Genomic DNA, 18,046 nt, shown 5'->3' on the forward strand with positions numbered 1-18,046 from the left:
TATGAGTAGAAAAATTAGAATCATCCTTCCCATAGTTGCGGTTTTTGTTGTTCTCACAGCAGCAATCAAACCTCCTACAGACCGGTACTTCGAAATATTGAAGAACCTCGATATTTTCGCTACCCTTTTTAAAGAAGTGAACACCCACTATGTAGATGAAATCAATCCAACAACCTTGATGAAGTCGGGGATAAATGAAATGTTGGAAACACTCGATCCGTACACCAACTACATAGGAGCGGACGAAATTGAAACTTACCGCATGATGACTACCGGAGAGTATTCGGGTATTGGTGCGGTAGTAGAAAGAAAAAAAGGTGTCAGCACCATTGTGATGCCGTATGAAGGTTTTGCCGCACATGAAGCAGGATTGCGTGCCGGTGATGAGATCCATGCCATCAATGGAATTCCCCTGGAAGGCAAGTCTCAGGAAGAGGTTCGCTTTTTAATGAAAGGTCAATCCAATTCAGAGATCCTTTTGACCATCAAGCGATTTGGACAAAATGAAATGTTTGACGTTGCGGTAAAGAGGGAAAAAATAGCAATTGATAGTGTTCCTTATGCAGGCATGGTTACTGACGATATTGGATATGTACGACTGACAAGTTTCACACAAAATGTTGGCAGGTCCATAGGGATCAAGGTCCTTGATCTAATGGAGCAGGGCGCTGACAAAATCATTTTGGACTTAAGAGGAAACCCAGGAGGTTTGCTTCATGAGGCGGTCAACGTTTCTAACGTATTCGTGGAAAAAGGAAGAAAAATTGTAACTCAAAAAGGAAAAGTAAGAGCTAATGACTGGACATATAATACCTTAAATGATCCGGTGGACCCCAACATTCCTGTAGTTGTATTGACTGACAATGGAAGTGCTTCTGCTTCAGAAATTGTTTCAGGAGTGATGCAGGATTATGATCGGGGAGTCTTAATTGGTCGTAAGACCTTTGGAAAAGGACTGGTTCAGATTGAGCGACCACTTTCCTATGATGCGGTTGTCAAGATCACGACAGCAAAGTATTACACCCCTACAGGAAGATGCATTCAGGCAATAGATTATAGCAACCGAAATGAGGATGGGAGCGTCGGAAAAATTCCGGATTCTTTGAAAAGTGAATTTTATACGTTGAACGGGCGAAAGGTTTTTGATGGAGGGGGTATTGACCCGGACGTTGAGGTGAAGAAACTTGCGTTTGCTCCGATCACCAAAAGCCTGGTTAGGGACAATCATATTTTCTATTACGCTACTGAATATTTTTATAAGAATGAGGGTTTGAATCCTGAAAAGCCTAATGATCTACGGCTTACAGATGCAGACTATGAAGATTTCAAGAAATGGTTATCCGGAAGGGACTTTAACTATGATACCCGAGTAGAGCGAGAAACACAGGATTTGATCGAGATTGCCAAAGAGGAAAAGAAATATACTCAGCTGAAAAGCTATTTTGACAAGCTGGAAATGGCAACTAAGCCCAATAAAGAAAGTGACCTTGAGACTTTCAAAGAAGAAATTGTGATGCTTTTAGAGCAAGAAATAGCCGGCAGGTACTTTTATGAGCGAGGCATCATTGAATCTACCTTTGGCAAGGACCCGGATGTGCAAGCCGCTGTTACTGTTCTGAATGATCCTGAAAAATATCAGTCCATTTTAAATCCAAACTAATTGGCATTGATACTCAGTATAGAGACATCCACGATGGTATGCTCAGTAGCACTACATCGTGAAGGTGAATTGTTAGCTAATCAAACTCATCAGGTGGAAAAGTCTCATAGCTCATTATTACCGGGAATTGCCCTGGACATTTGCGAAGAAATAAATGTTGGATTTAAAGACCTTGACGCTGTGGCTGTTTCTTCTGGCCCTGGCTCATATACAGGTCTTCGGATTGGTGTGTCTAATGCAAAAGGGATTTGCTATACGTTGAACAAACCACTCATAGCCATCTCCTCTCTAGACATTATGACCGAAGCTGTGAGAGGCCGGTTTCAGGGTGAGCATCTACTTTGTCCCATGATGGATGCGCGTAGAATGGAAGTATATACACAGATAGAAGATCAAAAGGGGAATAAGATTTGGGACCTTCAGCCAAAAATTTTGGAAGAGGATACATTTATTGAATTTAAGAAGCCTCTTTATCTTTTTGGTGACGGTATGCCCAAGTTTAGAGATATATGGCGGCAGGAGAATCTGATGTTTATAGAAGATATTTTTCCGGATGCAGGCAATATGGGTAGAATGGCTTTCAGAAAGTATTTGGATAAAAATTTCGAGGATGTCGCCTATTTTGAACCTAATTATCTAAAAGAATGGCGAACTACTACACCAAAAAAGCAGTTGCTGTAGGTTAATGGAAGAAATTGTTAACAGAGTCGCTAAAAGCCCACTCATTTCAATCGATTTGGAGGATTATTTACATCGAGGTGAGTATGTCATCTTTGATGTAAAGCAGGTCTTATTTGAAGGCCTCATCTTAAGAGAAAAAGACTTTAGAATGTTTTTGAAAGAGCATGATTGGCAAACCTATAACGGAAAAAATGTAGGCTTAATCTGCTCTGCGGATGCAATCGTTCCTACCTGGGCATATATGCTGTTGGTTACCAGGATGCAAGAATTTGCAAATTCGGTAACCTTTGGTAATGAACAGGCAATTGAAGAATCATTGATTGATCAGGCGATAAAAGATTGCCTGCAAAAGAATGATTTTCATGAGAAAAAGGTGGTAATCAAAGGGTGTGGTAATGTTAAAAGCATTGAGTATGCGTACACCAAGCTTACCTCGGCACTATTCCCTCAAGTAAATAGCCTCATGTATGGAGAGCCATGCAGTACTGTGCCTATCTTTAAACGAAAAAAATAACCTAACCAGTGGATATAGATATCTTAAAATACCCTGTGGGTAAGTATGAAGTTCCAGCAGAAATTACGGACGAAGTTTTCGAAAAATGGATTCTCACCTTACAAGAACTGCCTGAGAAGTTAAAGAAGCTTGTTGGAAATCTTTCTTACGATGAACTAGAAATGCAATACAGACCAGGGAGTTGGAATGTAAAACAAGTGGTCCATCATTTGGCGGATAGTCACATGAATAGCTTTATTAGATTCAAGCTAATTCTTACGGAAGATAATCCAACAATTAAACCTTACGACGAGGCGGCATGGGCTAAAACAGCTGATGCAGATAATGAAGAAATTACAGAATCTATTGAAATCCTGGAAGGGCTTCATAACAGGTGGGTGATGTTGCTAAAATCACTCAAACCTGAGCATAGAAAGCTTACCTATTTTCATCCGGAGTACAACCGTGAATTTACTTTGGAGTGGATGCTGGGATTGTACAATTGGCACTGTAAGCATCACCTTGCCCATATCAAGCAAGCCATAGAACTTGAGGGAGAGTTCACGCCAGAGAAAGTCAATGCATAAAAAAAGCCCCAGTCACCTGGGGCTCTTTCTAGGTTAGTTATCTACTTAGCTTTTTTTCTTGGATGATCCCTTCTTGGTGCCAGATCCAGCTATTGAGCTTCTCATGTCTGTATCTGCCTCAATATTTTGGAATTTGTAGTAATCCATTATACCCAGGTTGCCACTTCTAAAGGCTTCTGCTATAGCTTTAGGTACTTCCGCCTCAGCCAAAATTACCTTAGCTCTTGCTTCCTGTGCTTTGGCAAGCATTTCTTGTTCTTCAGCTACCGCCATTGCACGTCTTTCCTCAGCTTTTGCCTCAGCTACCTTTAAGTCGGCAGATGCCTGATCTGTCTGTAGTTTCGCACCAATATTGGCTCCCACATCTACATCCGCAATATCAATGGATAGTATTTCGAAAGCTGTACCTGCATCGAGTCCTCTTTGGAGTACCAGTTTCGATATTTTATCTGGATTTTCAAGAACCTCTTTATGGGTAGATGCAGAACCAACTGAAGTTACAATTCCTTCGCCGACTCTCGCTAGAATAGTTTCTTCTCCAGCACCACCAACCAATTGCTTAATGTTAGCGCGGATAGTTACTCTGGCTTTAGCCACCAATTGGATACCATCAGCCGCGACAGCAGCCACGGATGGAGTATTGATAACTTTTGGATTAACGGAAACCTGAACAGCTTCAAAAACGTCTCTACCGGCAAGATCTATGGCAGTAGCTTGTTTAAATGTGAGCTCTATGTTGGCTTTGTCGGCTGAAATTAGCGCACGTATAACCTGTGGTACATTTCCTCCTGCCAGGTAATGAGCTTCTAATTCCTGAGTTTTTAATTGCCTTTTATTGCCGCCCTCCTCATCTTGAGTCATGAGTCCAGCTTTTGTAGCTGTAATCAATGAATTAACCACTATTGAAGGTGGTACCTTCCTGATTCTCATAAAAACGAGTTCTAAAAGGCCTACTCTTACACCAGAGAAAATGGCAGTGATCCAGAGGTTAACTGGAACAAAATAGAGAAAAATGAAAAAGAGGATAATTCCTCCAACTACGAGTAATATTAGCATCACACTGCTACCCATGATTTTAGTTTTTTACGGGTTGAACAAAAATTTTTGAAGACTCTATTCTTAGGACTTCAATTTCTACATTTTCAGGAACAAAACCACCATTTGAGCGTACTTCTATTTCTTTCTCCTCAAATAACGCTTTACCAACAGGCTTAAGCGACGATATGGTTACTCCTTTATCACCTTCTTGAAGGTTTGGCTTAAAATCATCATCATATTTTCCGGCCACCGTTCCCTTCAGAGAGAACCTTTCCCAAGACTTGCTTTTAAAAGCAAGAATTAAGGCTCCCATATTAATCACAGCTGTAACAACAAGAACTATAGTTCCTGTGGAAGCTCCATAATAATCGTAACCAAGAAATATTCCATACACCGAACATATAAATCCCAATATGCCGACAATGGTGGTTCCAGGCACAAAGATTACCTCCGCAATAATTAGAAAAGTACCTAAAAGAATAAGTCCGGTTATGATTAGCCAGTCCATCTAAATTGATTTTAATAAGCTTTTGCAAAAAGCACACGTCCCTTTGAGGGCTTGCCAGTAAAGATACATTTTCCTTCTTCCTTTTTCTGATTTATTGGAATACATCTAATGGTTGCCTTCGTCTCATCTTTAATCTTATCCTCAGTTTCAGCAGTACCATCCCAGTGAGCATAAACGAACCCTTTCTCTACCAAATTTTTAAACTCCTCATAGGTATTAGCCTCTCGGGAGTTTTCTTCACGAAATTCTTTTGCCTTGTTGTAAATGTTGTTCTGAATGTCCTCTAGCAAGAACATCACCTGATCAACAGCAGAGCCCATTGGATGAAAGGATTTTTCCTTTGTATCTCTTCGGGCGATTTCTACTGTTCCTTTTTCCAGATCTTTAGGGCCTACCGCTAATCTGACTGGAACTCCTTTCAGCTCGTATTCAGCGAATTTCCATCCCGGTTTATGGGTATCTCGTGTATCAAACTTCACAGACACACCTTTACTTTTCAGTTCATCAACGATGGGTGAGACAACCTTGCTTATCTCTTCCAGCTGCTCATCTTTGAAAAAAATTGGCACAATCACGACCTGTATTGGGGCTAATTTTGGTGGAAGAACAAGTCCATCGTCATCAGAGTGAGCCATAATCAATGCTCCCATTAATCGGGTACTTACCCCCCAGGACGTACCCCAAACCAATTCCTCTTTTCCTTCTTTGGTCGCAAATTTTACATCAAAGGCTTTGGCGAAATTCTGTCCCAGAAAATGTGATGTCCCAGCCTGAAGTGCTTTTCCATCCTGCATCATTGCTTCAATACAGAAGGTGTCAACGGCACCAGCAAAGCGCTCACTCTCAGTCTTTACACCTTTGATAACCGGCATTGCCATAAATTCTTCGGCAAATGTGGCGTATACATCTAGCATCTGTCGGGTCTCATCCACTGCTTCTTGCTTGGTCGCATGTGCCGTATGTCCTTCCTGCCATAAGAATTCTGCAGTTCTTAAAAATAGCCTGGTTCTCATTTCCCATCGCATTACGTTTGCCCACTGATTCACCAGAATTGGAAGATCACGGTACGACTGAATCCAGTTTTTATACGAATCCCAAATGACCGTTTCTGAAGTTGGACGTATAATTAATTCCTCTTCCAACTTTGCTTCAGGATCTACCACCACACCCTTTCCATCTTCATCGTTCTTCAGGCGGTAATGGGTGACAACAGCGCACTCTTTCGCAAATCCTTCCACATGATCAGCTTCCTTACTCAAAAAGGATTTTGGAATCAAGAGCGGGAAATAGGCATTCTCATGACCAGTGTCTTTAAACATTTTATCCAGTGTTTGCTGCATTTTTTCCCAAATGGCAAATCCATAAGGTTTTATGACCATGCATCCTCTTACAGGAGAATTTTCGGCCAATCCGGCCTTTTTTACCAATTCATTATACCACAATGAATAATCTTCAGAACGAGATGGAATAGCTTTAGCCATGTATAAATATTTCTTTTGGTATGGAGTTTGCTCCTTAGGTAAATAAGATTTTAATAAGGGACGCAAATATAGCGGAGCTATAGAACAGAGAGCCCTCAAGAATCGTTTAATTAAAAACAAAGGAGGTTGATCATGAGACAGTATCTTAAAATTTTTCTAATAGCCATTTTAGGTTTATCCACTTCAATGGCTTTCAGTCAAGAGTATGACGATTTATACTTTACGAAAAAGGACCGGGTCAAGAAGCAGAAGAAGAACGAGGATAAGGAAGCTCAAAGTTACCAAAATCAGCCTTCAAATGATAAAGAGCTAAGCTTTCTGGGTAGGCAATATCAATATAATGCCGAGGTTTCAGGTGATGTGAGTGAGGAATCACTTGATTACTATGAGCCTGAAAGAACACAGGAAGATTATAGGTCTGATCGGGATTATACCGATTACAATTCGTATGACAATCAAAACTATAGTGATCCACAAGCCTCCTATGATAATACTTCTCAACAGCCGGTTGTTATAAACAATTATTACAATGACAATTGGAATGATTTCAATCGATGGAATAGACCAAGATTCAGATTTGGTATGGGATGGAACAGCTGGGGTGGAAACTTTTGGTCTGTATCCTATGGTAATGCATGGGGAAATCCTTGGTATGATCCTTTTTGGGATCCATGGGGTTGGAATGCTGGCTGGGGTTGGAATCGTGGTTGGGGATGGAACGCTGGCTGGGGCTGGAACGCTGGCTGGGGCTGGAATTCCTGGGCCTGGGGAGGTGGATTTTATAATTCACTGTGGTGCCCGCCAGTATATTATGGAAATTACTACAGAAGGCCAGTTTACCTGGTTGATAACAATTCAAGGAGAGGACGAGGTGTCGTGAGAGGTGCCAGACCTTCCAGAGGTTCTGTGTCGTCGAGAGAGAGTAGATCGTCATCTGGAAGAAGGGTGGCAGCAACAACTGATTCAAATAATGGAAGAAGCTATAGCAGACAGCAGTCAGATTATTTAAATCGATCGCGTGCTGGAAGAATTGCCAATGGAAACTCGCGTAGTTCCAGTTCAATTAATTCGAGATCTTCGAGTTCCATTAATAATTCAAGGTCAACGAATTTAAATAGTAGGTTTAATTCTAGCAGACAAAATTCTAATTCGAACTACGGTCGGTCAAGCAACAGCTCGAGAACACGCAGCTACTCACCTCCTGCTTCAAGCGGAAGGAGTTCATCAGGTCGAAGTTCTTCGGTAAGATCATCCGGCTCTTCCAGAAGTTCAGGATCCGTGGGTCGATCTAGTCGATCATCAGGAAGTCGATCATCAGGTTCAAGATCTTCATCTGGAAGATCAAGTTCTGGAAGACGAGGAGGGAACTAAAAAAAATGACATCAATGAAAAATAAGTTAATCATACTCTTACTTTCATTTTTTGGATATTCAGTTATGTCCAATGCTCAGTACTATCAGGATGCATTTAGATTCAGTAATTCAAACTATTCTTTTGGCAGCACTGCCAGAATGCAGGCGATAGGAGGAGCTCAGATAGCTTTAGGCGGTGATATTAGCTCTGCTGTATCAAATCCGGCAGGTTTAGGGTTTTTCAACAAGAGTGTTTTCGTTCTGACCCCATCGCTTGATTTTATAAACACAGATACTGAATATGGAATTTTAAGAGATGATGGGTTTGAGAGACAGGGTTCCGAAGAGAACTTTAGAAACAATTTCAACTTTGCCAACATAGGGACGGTGATCAATTTTAATAAAGGCAGATTCTCTGAGGATAAATTCAAGGGCGGATCTCTGGCCATTTCATTAAGTAGAAATAATACGTTTCACCTGAATAGGAGTTATCAGGGTGAAAATGGATACAATTCAATTGTAGATAATATTCTTCAAGATGCCGGGGCACAAGGTATTGATGACCTTAGTGAATTAAGCTATGCTGCTTTCGATCAATTCCTGATAACACCTGTAGCTGACGGTGGTGGTAACATCCAGTTTTATGACGCTTTTGTTGGTGGATTTCCGATTCAAAGAGAGACAATAAAGGAACGTGGATCTCACTATCAGTTAAATATGGCATGGGGAGGAAACTATGATGATAAATTTTATTTTGGAGGAGGAATGGGGGTTCAAATTCTTAACTATAAGCAAGAAAGAGCTTACGAGGAGTTTGATTTTTTACAAGGCGGTTCTGACTTAGATTCCTTAAATGCCATAAGAATAGATGATGAAATAAACGTGAGAGGATCAGGGGTGAATTTCAACTTTGGAGCGATCTTCCGTCCGATAGAAATTTTGACCATTGGTGCTAGTTATACTTCTCCCTCATTCTTCACCATGGATGAAGAAAGCTATTTGGATTTAGCAGCAGATTGGGATGCAGGGACTACTTATACTGAGACCGTAGACGGAGAAGAAGTCACCTATGACCTAGCCACAATCGACCCATATCAGAGCAGTTTATTTGTAAATCAATATCGATTAAGAACTCCTTCAAAAGTTGGTTTAGGAGCAGCTTTATTTATCGGAAAGGATGGGTTTTTATCTGGAGATCTTGAATTCGTAGATTATGCTAAGGCTAATCTTAACTCTGAAGACTTTTCCACGGCATCAGACAATGACATAATTGAGGATGTTTACGAATCTGTAATGAATATCCGTGTAGGTGGAGAATACCGATTTGATAATTTCAGACTGAGAGCAGGATATGCAATACTGCCAGATCCCGTTAAAGGTTCCAATCTGAATGAAAGAGCGAATGTGTCACTCGGTTTCGGTTACCGTACCTCTGATTATTTTCTAGACTTTGTGATGGTCTCGAGCTCGAGACAGCAACAAGCTGTACCATATTTTATTACAAGTGATCAGCCCGTTGCGACCAGCGATATCAATAACACCACTGTATCTGTCACTTTCGGACTTAATTTTTAAGAGAAAAGTGCTAAAAGATCTTTGTATTTCCGGATGGTATGATCAGCTTGATTGTACCATCCTTTCCTTTTGTCAAGCAAATCATTAAGGCTATTTAATTTCATTAAGGGACGGGTTTCATCTAAAACAAGTCGAGCCTCAATATCTTCAATTGGAGTATCAACATAAACTACTTCACCTACTTCTTTCATTGACTTCAAATTATTGAAGAAACATGGAGTGCCACCTCCGGTAGCCATGACAAATGAGTCTAATTCCTGGATTACTTTTTCAAGGTGAAGTTTTTCAAGTTGACGAAAATGAGCTTCTCCCATTGATTCAAAAATATCAGATATGGAGAGCTTTGTACTCTTTTCAATATCCTGATCTAGATCAACAAATTGAATCTCCAGATCTACCGCAAGATCAAGACCCATTGTAGTTTTTCCTGCACCGGGAAGTCCAATCAAAAAAATTCGACGGTTCACTGACGATTTAAAATTTCAATAACATCATCTGCCAAAGGAGTGTCATTATAGTGCCATTTAGCTAATACTTCTCCGTCTTTAATTAATACAACTCCCGGATTTGATCGAACCATTGTTTTCAGAACCGTAGCATCGGCGAAGAAATATGGAGCTGCCAATTGATTGGCATGTCTGAAAGCTTCAAATTTCTCATAACCTGAAGATGTAAGAATCCATGTTGTAAATCGAGGGTTTGCGAAGGTGAGATTTCTTAATCGATCGATCTTTTTCAAAGAAGTCTTTTCAATTTGATGAATTATGATGACAAGTTTGGTTCCGGTAAGAAGCTCCTCTGTATAATCAGTATCGTCACGCCAAACATTGAGGTCTGTAATTTTAGCCGCAGCGTCCGGGTTGGTCAGCTTAGCTTCCACATATTCATAACCTCCTTCAGAAGGGTAAGTCTCGAACTCGTAAGTTTCTCCTTCCTTCTCCATGATATAAACATATTTCAGAGGAGCTGAATTTTGCATGAGTGTAGGTAAATGATTGCCTACTTTATAAGCCCTAAAGTCAATGTAGGGTAGATGTTGAATAGCAATTATTGCAACTACTACCAATACGATGGTGGCGGCACCAACACTTAAGATCCCTACTTTCCTGTTTAATAATGAAGAATAGCTATCTCTCTTCCAGAAAATCACTCCAATCAGAACAAGAAGAATGATGTCTTTATAAAAGGATTGCCAAGGGGTCAGCTTTATGGCATCACCGAAACAACCGCAATCAGTTACTTTATTGAAATAGGCTGAATAGAAAGTGAGGAAAGTAAAGAAAACGATCATGGCGAGTAGAATCCATGATGTTTGTTTCATTTTAAACCCAATGATTAGCGCAATTCCAAGGACAACTTCCAAAACACTTAATACAACACTCAGAAAAAGTGCCGCCGGAACAAACCATTCAAAAAATGGCGCAATATCTGATGCAAAAACCTGAAAATATTCTTCCAGCTTGATTGCAGTTCCTACCGGGTCATTCACTTTGATAATCCCTGAGAAAATGAAAAGTGCACCTACAGCGTAGCGAGCAAATTCTTTTAAGATTTTCATGCTTCTTTTAATTTGATCAAACAAAAAACAGAATAATTGATCATATCTTGATAATTGGCATCTATTCCTTCAGATATTAAGGTTTTACCGGCATTATCTTCAATTTGTTTAACTCTCATCAATTTCATGAGAATGATGTCGGTCATTGAGCTGACTCGCATTTCCCTCCATGCCTCACCATAATCATGATTTTTTGCAGAGAGCAAGTTCATGGTATCATTGGCTACCTGATCATATTTTGGTTCCAACTCATCAAACGGAATTTCCATTTCTTCTGATCCATTGAGCTGCATTTGAATGATAGCGATTATGCAATAATTGATGATGCCAATAAATTCGTTACTAATGTCTTCACCAACTTTATTCTCACCTTTTTCCTGAATGGATCTAATACGTTGGGCTTTGATAAAGATCTGATCGGTTATTGATGGCAACCTTAAAATCCTCCATGCGGTACCATAATCTTTCGTTTTTTTCGCAAAAATTTCTTTGCACTCAGAAATGATCTCTTTGTATTGCTGCTCAGTTTCCTGTCTCATGTAATTTTACTTGACAAGCAAAACTAATCCATTGAGTAGCAAACATACCATCAATATCAGAGGAGAAATTATCGATCTTTCATCACCTAAGGTGATGGGGATTATTAATGTTACTCCGGATTCTTTTTTTATAGATAGCAGAAGGTCTGTTGTAAGTGATGTACTTGAACGAGCTGAACAAATGCTGGATGAAGGTGCGACATTTCTGGATATCGGAGGGTACTCCTCACGACCTGGTGCAGAAGATATTTCTGTTGAGGAGGAATTAAGGCGTGTGATAGATCCTATTGAGGTTATAGTTGAAAGATTTCCTGAGGCAATAATATCTATAGACACGTTTAGATCTGAAGTCGCTCGAAAGGCTATTGATGCAGGGGCATCTATGGTAAATGATATTTCAGGAGGACAATTGGATACCAGTATGTTGGTATCAATTGCCGAAATGAACATCCCATACATTGCGATGCACATGCGTGGCACACCTCAAACCATGAAAAACCTGACTGACTATGAAGATCCATTAAATGAAATTGTAAAATATTTTTCATCAGTTATTCACGATTGCAACCGGTTGGGTATAAAGGATGTCATAATAGATCCAGGGTTCGGATTTGCTAAGACCTCAGAACAAAGTTTTGAGATATTGAGCAAGCTTGATCATTTTCACCGCCTTGACAAGCCAATATTGGTTGGACTCTCACGGAAGTCTATGATCTACCGAACACTTAATTTGACCGCTGAGGAAGCTTTGAATGGCACATCGGTGTTAAATAGCATAGCTTTGTTGAAAGGTGCCTCTATACTTCGTGTGCATGACGTGAAGGAGGCTGCTGAGGCAATAAAACTTATAAGTAAACTGAGTTGATTTTAGCAATTCAAATAGGATTTTTAGATATCAGTTGGAAGGATGCATTAGATATTCTTCTGGTCACTATCCTATTGACTCAGGTTTACAAACTGATGAAGGGGAGTGTGGCTATCAAGGTATTTGTAGGCTTCCTTTCGATTTACCTGATTTATCTGGTTGTGAGTGCCTTGCAAATGGAACTCTTAAGTTCAATTTTAGGGCAATTCATGGGAGTAGGAGTTTTAGCGGTAATCATACTGTTTCAACAGGAGATTCGAAAATTCTTACTTTTAGTCGGTAGAACAAATATTTTTGAAGACGGTAAGTTCTTCAAAAATGTGCGTTTCTGGTCACAGAATGGAAATGCACGAAGAGCCAATATCACTCCTATTGTTGAAGCGGTAAAATCCCTGGCTGGGTCTAATACAGGAGCATTAATAGTGCTTTCACACGACTCTCCATTGAAATTTTACGCCGAGTCAGGTGATGCAATGGATTCCCTTTTATCCAAGAGACTCTTGTTAGCGATATTTAATAAATATAGCCCACTCCATGATGGAGCAGTCATTGTTCATAAGGATCGAATCGTAGCTGCAAGATGCATTCTCCCGGTTACAGAAAGGGACGTGCCCGCACAATATGGCTTAAGGCACAGAGCAGGCCTTGGTATGTCTGAGAATACAGAGACTTTTATCATAGTTGTTTCAGAGGAGACCGGCCAAATTTCAGCTATGCAAGATGGTGTTACCATGCACAACATCTCAGCACAAGAGCTAAGAAGGCATATCAATAAATACCTTAATGAGCCGAAGGATCCGAAAAAGGAAAAAGAAAAGAAAGAGGAATCGAAGGTAGAGGTTGCCGTAAAAGAGGAAGTGGCATAAAAAATCCTCACCGTTAGGTGAGGATTCGAATTATTCTATAAGATCATAATTTATATCACTCCAAGCTCTTTCCCCACCTCAGTAAATGCCTGGATGGCTTTGTCTAAGTGCTCACGTTCATGAACAGCAGAGATTTGAACCCTGATTCTTGCCTGCTCTTTTGGAACTACCGGGTAATAAAAGCCAATCACGTAGATGCCCTTTTTCAATAGCCTTTCAGCCATTTCCTGTGATAATTTAGCGTCATAAAGCATAACAGGAACAATTGGATGTTCGCCGGGCTTAAGATCAAAGCCTGCGGCAGTCATATGCTCTCTGAAAAACTTGGTATTGTCCTCTAGCTTATCTCTAAGCTCTGTAGTTTCACTCAACATATCAATCACAGCGATGGAAGCTCCTACAATAGATGGAGCCAGCGTATTGGAGAACAAGTACGGTCTGGAACGCTGACGGAGAATGTCGACAATTTCTTTTTTGGCTGCAGTAAATCCACCGGAAGCGCCACCCATGGCTTTACCAAGCGTTCCTGTAATAATATCCACCCGATCCATACAATTTCTAAACTCATGCACACCCCGTCCGGTCTTTCCAATAAACCCGGTTGAGTGACATTCATCCGTCATTACTAATGCATCATATTTATCAGCTAGGTCACAAATTTTGTCCAATTGAGCAATGGTGCCATCCATTGAGAAGACTCCATCAGTTACAATAATTTTAACTTTAGCCTCTGAAGCCGATTTCAGCTGCTCCTCAAGGTCAGTCATATCATTGTTTTTGTATCTGTATCGGGCCGCCTTACACAACCTTACTCCGTCTATAATTGATGCATGATTAAGCGAATCTGAGATGATGGCATCTTCTGGTCCAAGGAGGGGCTCAAACACACCACCATTTGCATCAAAAGCCGCAGCATAAAGAATGGTGTCTTCCATGCCAAGAAACTCTGAAATCTTCCGCTCAAGTTCTTTATGGATGTCTTGAGTACCACAGATAAACCTTACTGAAGACATGCCAAAACCATGGGAGTCGATGGTGTTTTTTGCAGCCTCTATCACTTTTGGGTGAGAGGATAATCCTAAATAGTTATTGGCACAAAAGTTAATTACCTCCGAGCCATCAGAAAGCGTAATGTCAGCATCTTGAGGGGACGCTATTATACGTTCTTTCTTATATAGGCCTGCTTCTTTAATCTCTTCGATCTCTTTTTCTAATCTTGGCTTTAGCGATTTATACATGTTAGCTTGTTTTCGGTTTTAATGGTTTTATTTTAGATCGCATGGCTTTTGGTGGGGTAGTCTTTTTTACGTCAACCTCTTCTAAAAGCTTATAATTTCTGCGAATTTTATTAATCAAAAAAAGTTTTTGTTGTGTGAAGCTATCTGGATGAACCTGAGAAAAAATCTGATTGAACTCTTCGTATTGAAGGGGTTCTGCCTCCTTAAATTTTGCCGGATTAATTTTTTTTACGGCCAGATACTCATCAAACTTCATGGGAACAAATTTAATGGAAGCAAGTTTTCTAACGGGTTGTAAATTTGCAATTCTAAAACCTCATAAGAATAACCATTAACCCATGGATAAAATCCTAATCATAGGTGCTTGCGGACAGCTAGGCACAGAGCTAACACTAAAATTGAGAGAACTAAAAGGAACTGAAAATGTGATAGCTTCAGATTTACTTGATGAGCCTGTAGAGTTGTTAAGTGGTGGTCCTTATGAAAAGCTTAACATTCTCAATAAAGAATCATTTCAGATCATTTTAGAGGAACATAACATCACTCAGGTATATCATCTAGCAGCTGTTTTATCAGCTAAAGGAGAGCAGAATCCACATTTCGCATGGCAACTGAATATGGATAGTCTGCTTACCGTACTGGAAGCGGGTAAGGATAAACTTCAAAAAATCTATTGGCCAAGCTCAATTGCTGTATTCGGACCGGATACTCCAAAAGAAAATACACCTCAAAATACGATAATGAGTCCCAACACTGTCTATGGGATATCCAAATTAGCTGGTGAAAGATGGTGTGAGTATTATCATGAAAAATACGGGGTGGATGTAAGGAGTCTAAGGTATCCGGGACTTATTGGGTATAAGGCACTTCCTGGAGGAGGTACAACAGATTATGCTGTTGATATTTTTCATAAAGCGATAGCCGGTGAAAAATATGATTGTTTCCTATCTGAAAATAGTATGCTTCCTATGATGTATATGGATGATGCCGTAAAGGCGACTATTGAGCTCATGGAAACAGCTCCTGAAAATGTAAAAGTTCGGAGTTCTTACAACCTGTCAGCGATGAGTTTTTCTCCGAAAGAAATTGCAGAAGAAATAAAAAAACACTATCCGAATTTTGAGATTACCTATCATCCGGATTTTAGGCAAAAAATAGCCGATAGTTGGCCTGGAAGTATTGATGATAGTGCTGCCAGGAATAACTGGGGGTGGCAACATTCTCATGGACTTACTGAGCTTGTTGAAGTAATGATTGAGAATTTGAAAGAGACAATTGTTTTTGATTAAGGCAATTTTCCACTTTCTTTCCACCTGAAAAACCAAGCAACCATGGAATCTTACGAAAATCTGGCACTTGATTTAACAGATAGCATTCTCACAATTACGATCAACCGAGAGAGTAAAATGAATGCGTTAAACCGCGCTACAATGCTCGAAATCCGAGATGCCTTTCAATATGTTCAGGATAATCCTAAAGATATTAGGGGTGTAATCCTTACGGGTGCCGGAGAAAAGGCATTTGTTGCTGGTGCTGATATCAGTGAGTTCACGGGATTGAGCGAAATGCATGCCCGTAAGTTTGCTGAAGAAGGGCAGGAGATTTTTCAGGAAATTGAGAATTGTCATACACCAGTAATTGCATTGGTAAATGGATTTGCTTTAGGAGGTGGATGTGAATTGGCAATGGCTTGTCATATGAGAGTAGCTGTTTCAAGTGCCAAATTCGGTCAGCCGGAAGTTAACCTTGGATTAATTCCTGGGTACGGAGGAACTCAACGATTGACTCAATTAATCGGAAAAGGTAGAGCATTCGAATTTTTGATGAGTGCAGACATGATTGGAGCTGAAAAAGCTGAGCAAATGGGTCTTGCGAATTATGTGGAGGCAGATAAACAAGCGGCGCATGCAAAAGCAGTTGAATTACTTTCAAAAATCTCATCAAAAGCTCCTTTAGCTATTGGTATGGTTATAGATGCGGTAAATGCATACTTCGAAACTGGCGTTGAAGGGTATCAAACAGAGGCCAACGCTTTTGCAGGGTGTTTCGGAACACAAGATTTCAAAGAAGGTGTTTCCGCATTCTTAGAGAAAAGAAAAGCTGATTTTAAAGGCGAATAATTTTTGTCAATTCTCAAAAAGCTAGCCAGCCAAACAGCAGTATACGGCCTGAGTAGCGTGCTTGGCCGCATGCTTAATTATCTATTAGTCCCACTTTACACATCCGTTTTTCTTCCTGCAGAGTATGGAATTGTCACAGAACTTTATGCATATGTGGCATTTCTAAACATCTTATTTTTCTATGGCTTAGAGACAGCTTATTTCCGATTTTCTTCTCAGGATATCGGATACAATTATTTCAATCTCGCATTTACGAGTATTCTCATTTCCTCGCTATTGTTTTCAGGAATTATATGGCTTTTTTCAGAATCAATAGCCGGAGTTTTACAATATCCAAATAAGGCCTATTTCATTAAATGGCTCGCAGCAATTTTAGCCATAGACGCAATTGTAGCTATCCCTTTTGCCCGTTTACGCCAAAACGGAAAAGCATACCACTTTGCGGTTTTTAAATTATCAAATATTGGTATCAATATTCTGTTGAATTTATTCTTCATCCTTCTATGTCCCATGATTTTGGAAGATGATCCGGGTAGTTTTATCAGTAAGATTTACAACCCTGAAATTGGAGTAGGCTATGTTTTTCTTTCAAACCTGATTGCAAACGGATTGTATCTCTTTTTCTTTATTCCGGATTGGCTAAAGATAAAACTCACTTTCAATTCATCGGAGTGGAAGCGAATGATGAAGTATGCCTGGCCGGTATTAATTATAGGATTTGCCGGAGTGACGAATGAAATGCTAAGTCGTGCTATATTGAAATACAGACTACCTGAAGGCTTTTATGAAGGATATACTAACCTGGAAATTCTGGGAATTTTTGGAGCGTGTTATAAGCTTTCGGTTTTTATGACGTTGGCCGTTCAAGCATTCAGGTATGCTTTTGAACCTTTCTTTTTTAGCCAAGCAAAAGAAAAAAAATCACCGCAGGTCTTTAGCCAGGTAATGACAGGTTTTGTGCTATTCACTGCCTTTAGCTGGCTCACCCTATCTGTATTCATGCCGTATTATGCACCAATTTTCTTAAGACAGGAGAGTTATTTATTGGCCCTAAATGCTGTGCCTTGGTTGCTTGGAGGAGGATTATTTTTAGGAGTGTTTTACAATTTGTCGTTATGGTATAAACTGACTGATAAAACACTTTATGGGGCCTACATTAGCCTTATTGGTGCATTTGTAACATTTCTTCTCAACTGGATACTGATTCCGGTTATGGGTTATCTAGGAAGTGCAGTTGCTACGTTTGTTACTTACTTATTGATGGTTATTATTTCCTATCTATGGGGTATGCGGCATTATCCGGTTCCGTACCAGATTGTTAAAGTGCTTACATACGTAAGTTTGGCTGGTTTAGGAATAATTTTAAATGAGGTGACACAACAATCAATCTTTAAGACTGTTTTGATCGTATTAATCTATCTAACTTTGCTAATAATTTTAGAAAGAAAATCATTTCAAAAGCGTAAAGCTAATTAGCTAAATTCA

At 39.9% G+C, this 18,046-nt stretch carries 19 protein-coding genes; 11 read left to right on the forward strand and 8 right to left on the reverse strand.

Annotated elements, in window-relative coordinates; genetic code table 11:
- Position 1: 1 nt before the first annotated feature.
- From ABJG98_RS13745 to ABJG98_RS13760, 4 genes are read left to right on the forward strand one after another with little or no spacing between them, the layout of a single operon-like run.
- On the forward strand, positions 2-1,660 hold the full coding sequence (locus tag ABJG98_RS13745) for a S41 family peptidase (RefSeq protein WP_348280111.1): 1,659 nt from the start codon (positions 2-4) through the stop codon (positions 1,658-1,660).
- 6 nt (positions 1,661-1,666) lie between these two features.
- On the forward strand, positions 1,667-2,341 hold the full coding sequence (gene tsaB, locus ABJG98_RS13750) for a tRNA (adenosine(37)-N6)-threonylcarbamoyltransferase complex dimerization subunit type 1 TsaB (protein WP_348280112.1): 675 nt from the start codon (positions 1,667-1,669) through the stop codon (positions 2,339-2,341).
- 4 nt (positions 2,342-2,345) lie between these two features.
- Positions 2,346-2,855, forward strand: coding sequence for a DUF2480 family protein (locus ABJG98_RS13755; protein ID WP_348280113.1), 510 nt, complete (start codon positions 2,346-2,348; stop codon positions 2,853-2,855).
- A gap of 8 nt (positions 2,856-2,863) precedes the next feature.
- Positions 2,864-3,421: a YfiT family bacillithiol transferase gene (locus tag ABJG98_RS13760; protein WP_348280114.1), complete on the forward strand. Its 558-nt coding sequence runs from the start codon at positions 2,864-2,866 to the stop codon at positions 3,419-3,421.
- A gap of 45 nt (positions 3,422-3,466) precedes the next feature.
- On the opposite strand, the gene floA is transcribed toward ABJG98_RS13760, so the two are convergent.
- From floA to proS, 3 genes are read right to left on the reverse strand one after another with little or no spacing between them, the layout of a single operon-like run.
- Positions 3,467-4,477 carry a flotillin-like protein FloA gene (gene floA, locus ABJG98_RS13765; RefSeq protein ID WP_348280115.1) on the reverse strand — a complete coding sequence of 337 codons (1,011 nt, stop codon included), beginning with the start codon at positions 4,475-4,477 and terminating at the stop codon, positions 3,467-3,469.
- Positions 4,478-4,496: 19 nt separating this feature from the next.
- Positions 4,497-4,967 (reverse strand): NfeD family protein, encoded by a 471-nt coding sequence (locus ABJG98_RS13770; protein WP_348280116.1) that lies wholly within the window; start codon positions 4,965-4,967, stop codon positions 4,497-4,499.
- An 11-nt stretch (positions 4,968-4,978) separates the two neighbouring features.
- Positions 4,979-6,448 carry a proline--tRNA ligase gene (proS, locus tag ABJG98_RS13775; protein ID WP_348280117.1) on the reverse strand — a complete coding sequence of 490 codons (1,470 nt, stop codon included), beginning with the start codon at positions 6,446-6,448 and terminating at the stop codon, positions 4,979-4,981.
- 132 nt (positions 6,449-6,580) lie between these two features.
- Between proS and ABJG98_RS13780 the strand changes: the two genes are divergently transcribed.
- Positions 6,581-7,819, forward strand: coding sequence for a hypothetical protein (locus ABJG98_RS13780; RefSeq protein WP_348280118.1), 1,239 nt, complete (start codon positions 6,581-6,583; stop codon positions 7,817-7,819).
- 14 nt (positions 7,820-7,833) lie between these two features.
- Positions 7,834-9,375, forward strand: coding sequence for a hypothetical protein (locus ABJG98_RS13785; protein WP_348280119.1), 1,542 nt, complete (start codon positions 7,834-7,836; stop codon positions 9,373-9,375).
- Here the strand turns inward: ABJG98_RS13785 and ABJG98_RS13790 are convergent.
- Genes ABJG98_RS13790 through ABJG98_RS13800 form a run of 3 tightly spaced genes read right to left on the reverse strand, consistent with a single transcriptional unit; the run spans position 9,372 to position 11,472 of the window.
- The gene (locus ABJG98_RS13790) at positions 9,372-9,842 is read right to left on the reverse strand and encodes a shikimate kinase (protein WP_348280120.1); all 471 of its coding nucleotides are present in this window, start codon (positions 9,840-9,842) and stop codon (positions 9,372-9,374) included. The genes ABJG98_RS13785 and ABJG98_RS13790 overlap by 4 nt on opposite strands.
- Positions 9,839-10,933 (reverse strand): BT_3928 family protein, encoded by a 1,095-nt coding sequence (locus tag ABJG98_RS13795; RefSeq protein WP_348280121.1) that lies wholly within the window; start codon positions 10,931-10,933, stop codon positions 9,839-9,841. Before ABJG98_RS13795 ends, ABJG98_RS13790 begins: the two co-directional genes overlap by 4 nt.
- The gene (locus tag ABJG98_RS13800; protein ID WP_348280122.1) at positions 10,930-11,472 is read right to left on the reverse strand and encodes a DUF1599 domain-containing protein; all 543 of its coding nucleotides are present in this window, start codon (positions 11,470-11,472) and stop codon (positions 10,930-10,932) included. Before ABJG98_RS13800 ends, ABJG98_RS13795 begins: the two co-directional genes overlap by 4 nt.
- Positions 11,473-11,503: 31 nt before the next feature.
- Here ABJG98_RS13800 and folP point away from each other — a divergent pair, with 31 nt between their 5' ends.
- Both folP and cdaA read left to right on the forward strand, forming a co-directional pair.
- Complete coding sequence (gene folP / locus ABJG98_RS13805; RefSeq protein ID WP_348280123.1) at positions 11,504-12,337, forward strand: dihydropteroate synthase; 834 nt, start codon at positions 11,504-11,506, stop codon at positions 12,335-12,337.
- Entirely contained in the window at positions 12,334-13,203 is an 870-nt protein-coding gene (gene cdaA / locus ABJG98_RS13810) for a diadenylate cyclase CdaA (RefSeq protein ID WP_348280124.1), read from the forward strand. Before folP ends, cdaA begins: the two co-directional genes overlap by 4 nt.
- A 50-nt stretch (positions 13,204-13,253) precedes the next feature.
- On the opposite strand, the gene kbl is transcribed toward cdaA, so the two are convergent.
- Together kbl and ABJG98_RS13820 are read right to left on the reverse strand one after the other, a co-directional pair.
- Positions 13,254-14,441, reverse strand: a complete 1,188-nt coding sequence (gene kbl / locus ABJG98_RS13815; RefSeq protein ID WP_348280125.1) for a glycine C-acetyltransferase — start codon at positions 14,439-14,441, stop codon at positions 13,254-13,256.
- Position 14,442: 1 nt separating this feature from the next.
- Complete coding sequence (locus ABJG98_RS13820; RefSeq protein WP_348280126.1) at positions 14,443-14,697, reverse strand: hypothetical protein; 255 nt, start codon at positions 14,695-14,697, stop codon at positions 14,443-14,445.
- A gap of 82 nt (positions 14,698-14,779) precedes the next feature.
- On the opposite strand from ABJG98_RS13820, the gene ABJG98_RS13825 reads away from it, so the two are divergent.
- From ABJG98_RS13825 to ABJG98_RS13835, 3 genes are read left to right on the forward strand one after another with little or no spacing between them, the layout of a single operon-like run.
- Positions 14,780-15,730: an NAD-dependent epimerase/dehydratase family protein gene (locus ABJG98_RS13825; protein WP_348280127.1), complete on the forward strand. Its 951-nt coding sequence runs from the start codon at positions 14,780-14,782 to the stop codon at positions 15,728-15,730.
- Between the two features lie 42 nt (positions 15,731-15,772).
- On the forward strand, positions 15,773-16,561 hold the full coding sequence (locus tag ABJG98_RS13830; protein WP_348280128.1) for an enoyl-CoA hydratase-related protein: 789 nt from the start codon (positions 15,773-15,775) through the stop codon (positions 16,559-16,561).
- A 3-nt stretch (positions 16,562-16,564) separates the two neighbouring features.
- Complete coding sequence (locus ABJG98_RS13835) at positions 16,565-18,037, forward strand: polysaccharide biosynthesis C-terminal domain-containing protein (RefSeq protein WP_348280129.1); 1,473 nt, start codon at positions 16,565-16,567, stop codon at positions 18,035-18,037.
- Positions 18,038-18,046 lie beyond the last annotated feature (9 nt).

It is taken from the genome of Ekhidna sp., from assembly GCF_039960695.1.
Classification (GTDB): Bacteria; Bacteroidota; Bacteroidia; order Cytophagales; family Cyclobacteriaceae; genus Ekhidna.

What these genes read in the sequence shown, in the direction of transcription:
- ABJG98_RS13830 (WP_348280128.1), top strand. Translation starts at nt 15,773, where the DNA reads ATGGAATCTTACGAAAATCTGGCACTTGATTTAACAGATAGCATTCTC.
- ABJG98_RS13820 (WP_348280126.1), bottom strand. Translation starts at nt 14,697, where the DNA reads ATGAAGTTTGATGAGTATCTGGCCGTAAAAAAAATTAATCCGGCAAAA.
- ABJG98_RS13795 (WP_348280121.1), bottom strand. Translation starts at nt 10,933, where the DNA reads ATGAAAATCTTAAAAGAATTTGCTCGCTACGCTGTAGGTGCACTTTTC.
- ABJG98_RS13780 (WP_348280118.1), top strand. Translation starts at nt 6,581, where the DNA reads ATGAGACAGTATCTTAAAATTTTTCTAATAGCCATTTTAGGTTTATCC.
- ABJG98_RS13785 (WP_348280119.1), top strand. Translation starts at nt 7,834, where the DNA reads ATGAAAAATAAGTTAATCATACTCTTACTTTCATTTTTTGGATATTCA.
- ABJG98_RS13745 (WP_348280111.1), top strand. Translation starts at nt 2, where the DNA reads ATGAGTAGAAAAATTAGAATCATCCTTCCCATAGTTGCGGTTTTTGTT.
- kbl (WP_348280125.1), bottom strand. Translation starts at nt 14,441, where the DNA reads ATGTATAAATCGCTAAAGCCAAGATTAGAAAAAGAGATCGAAGAGATT.
- floA (WP_348280115.1), bottom strand. Translation starts at nt 4,477, where the DNA reads ATGCTAATATTACTCGTAGTTGGAGGAATTATCCTCTTTTTCATTTTT.
- ABJG98_RS13825 (WP_348280127.1), top strand. Translation starts at nt 14,780, where the DNA reads ATGGATAAAATCCTAATCATAGGTGCTTGCGGACAGCTAGGCACAGAG.
- ABJG98_RS13755 (WP_348280113.1), top strand. Translation starts at nt 2,346, where the DNA reads ATGGAAGAAATTGTTAACAGAGTCGCTAAAAGCCCACTCATTTCAATC.
- ABJG98_RS13770 (WP_348280116.1), bottom strand. Translation starts at nt 4,967, where the DNA reads ATGGACTGGCTAATCATAACCGGACTTATTCTTTTAGGTACTTTTCTA.
- ABJG98_RS13800 (WP_348280122.1), bottom strand. Translation starts at nt 11,472, where the DNA reads ATGAGACAGGAAACTGAGCAGCAATACAAAGAGATCATTTCTGAGTGC.
- proS (WP_348280117.1), bottom strand. Translation starts at nt 6,448, where the DNA reads ATGGCTAAAGCTATTCCATCTCGTTCTGAAGATTATTCATTGTGGTAT.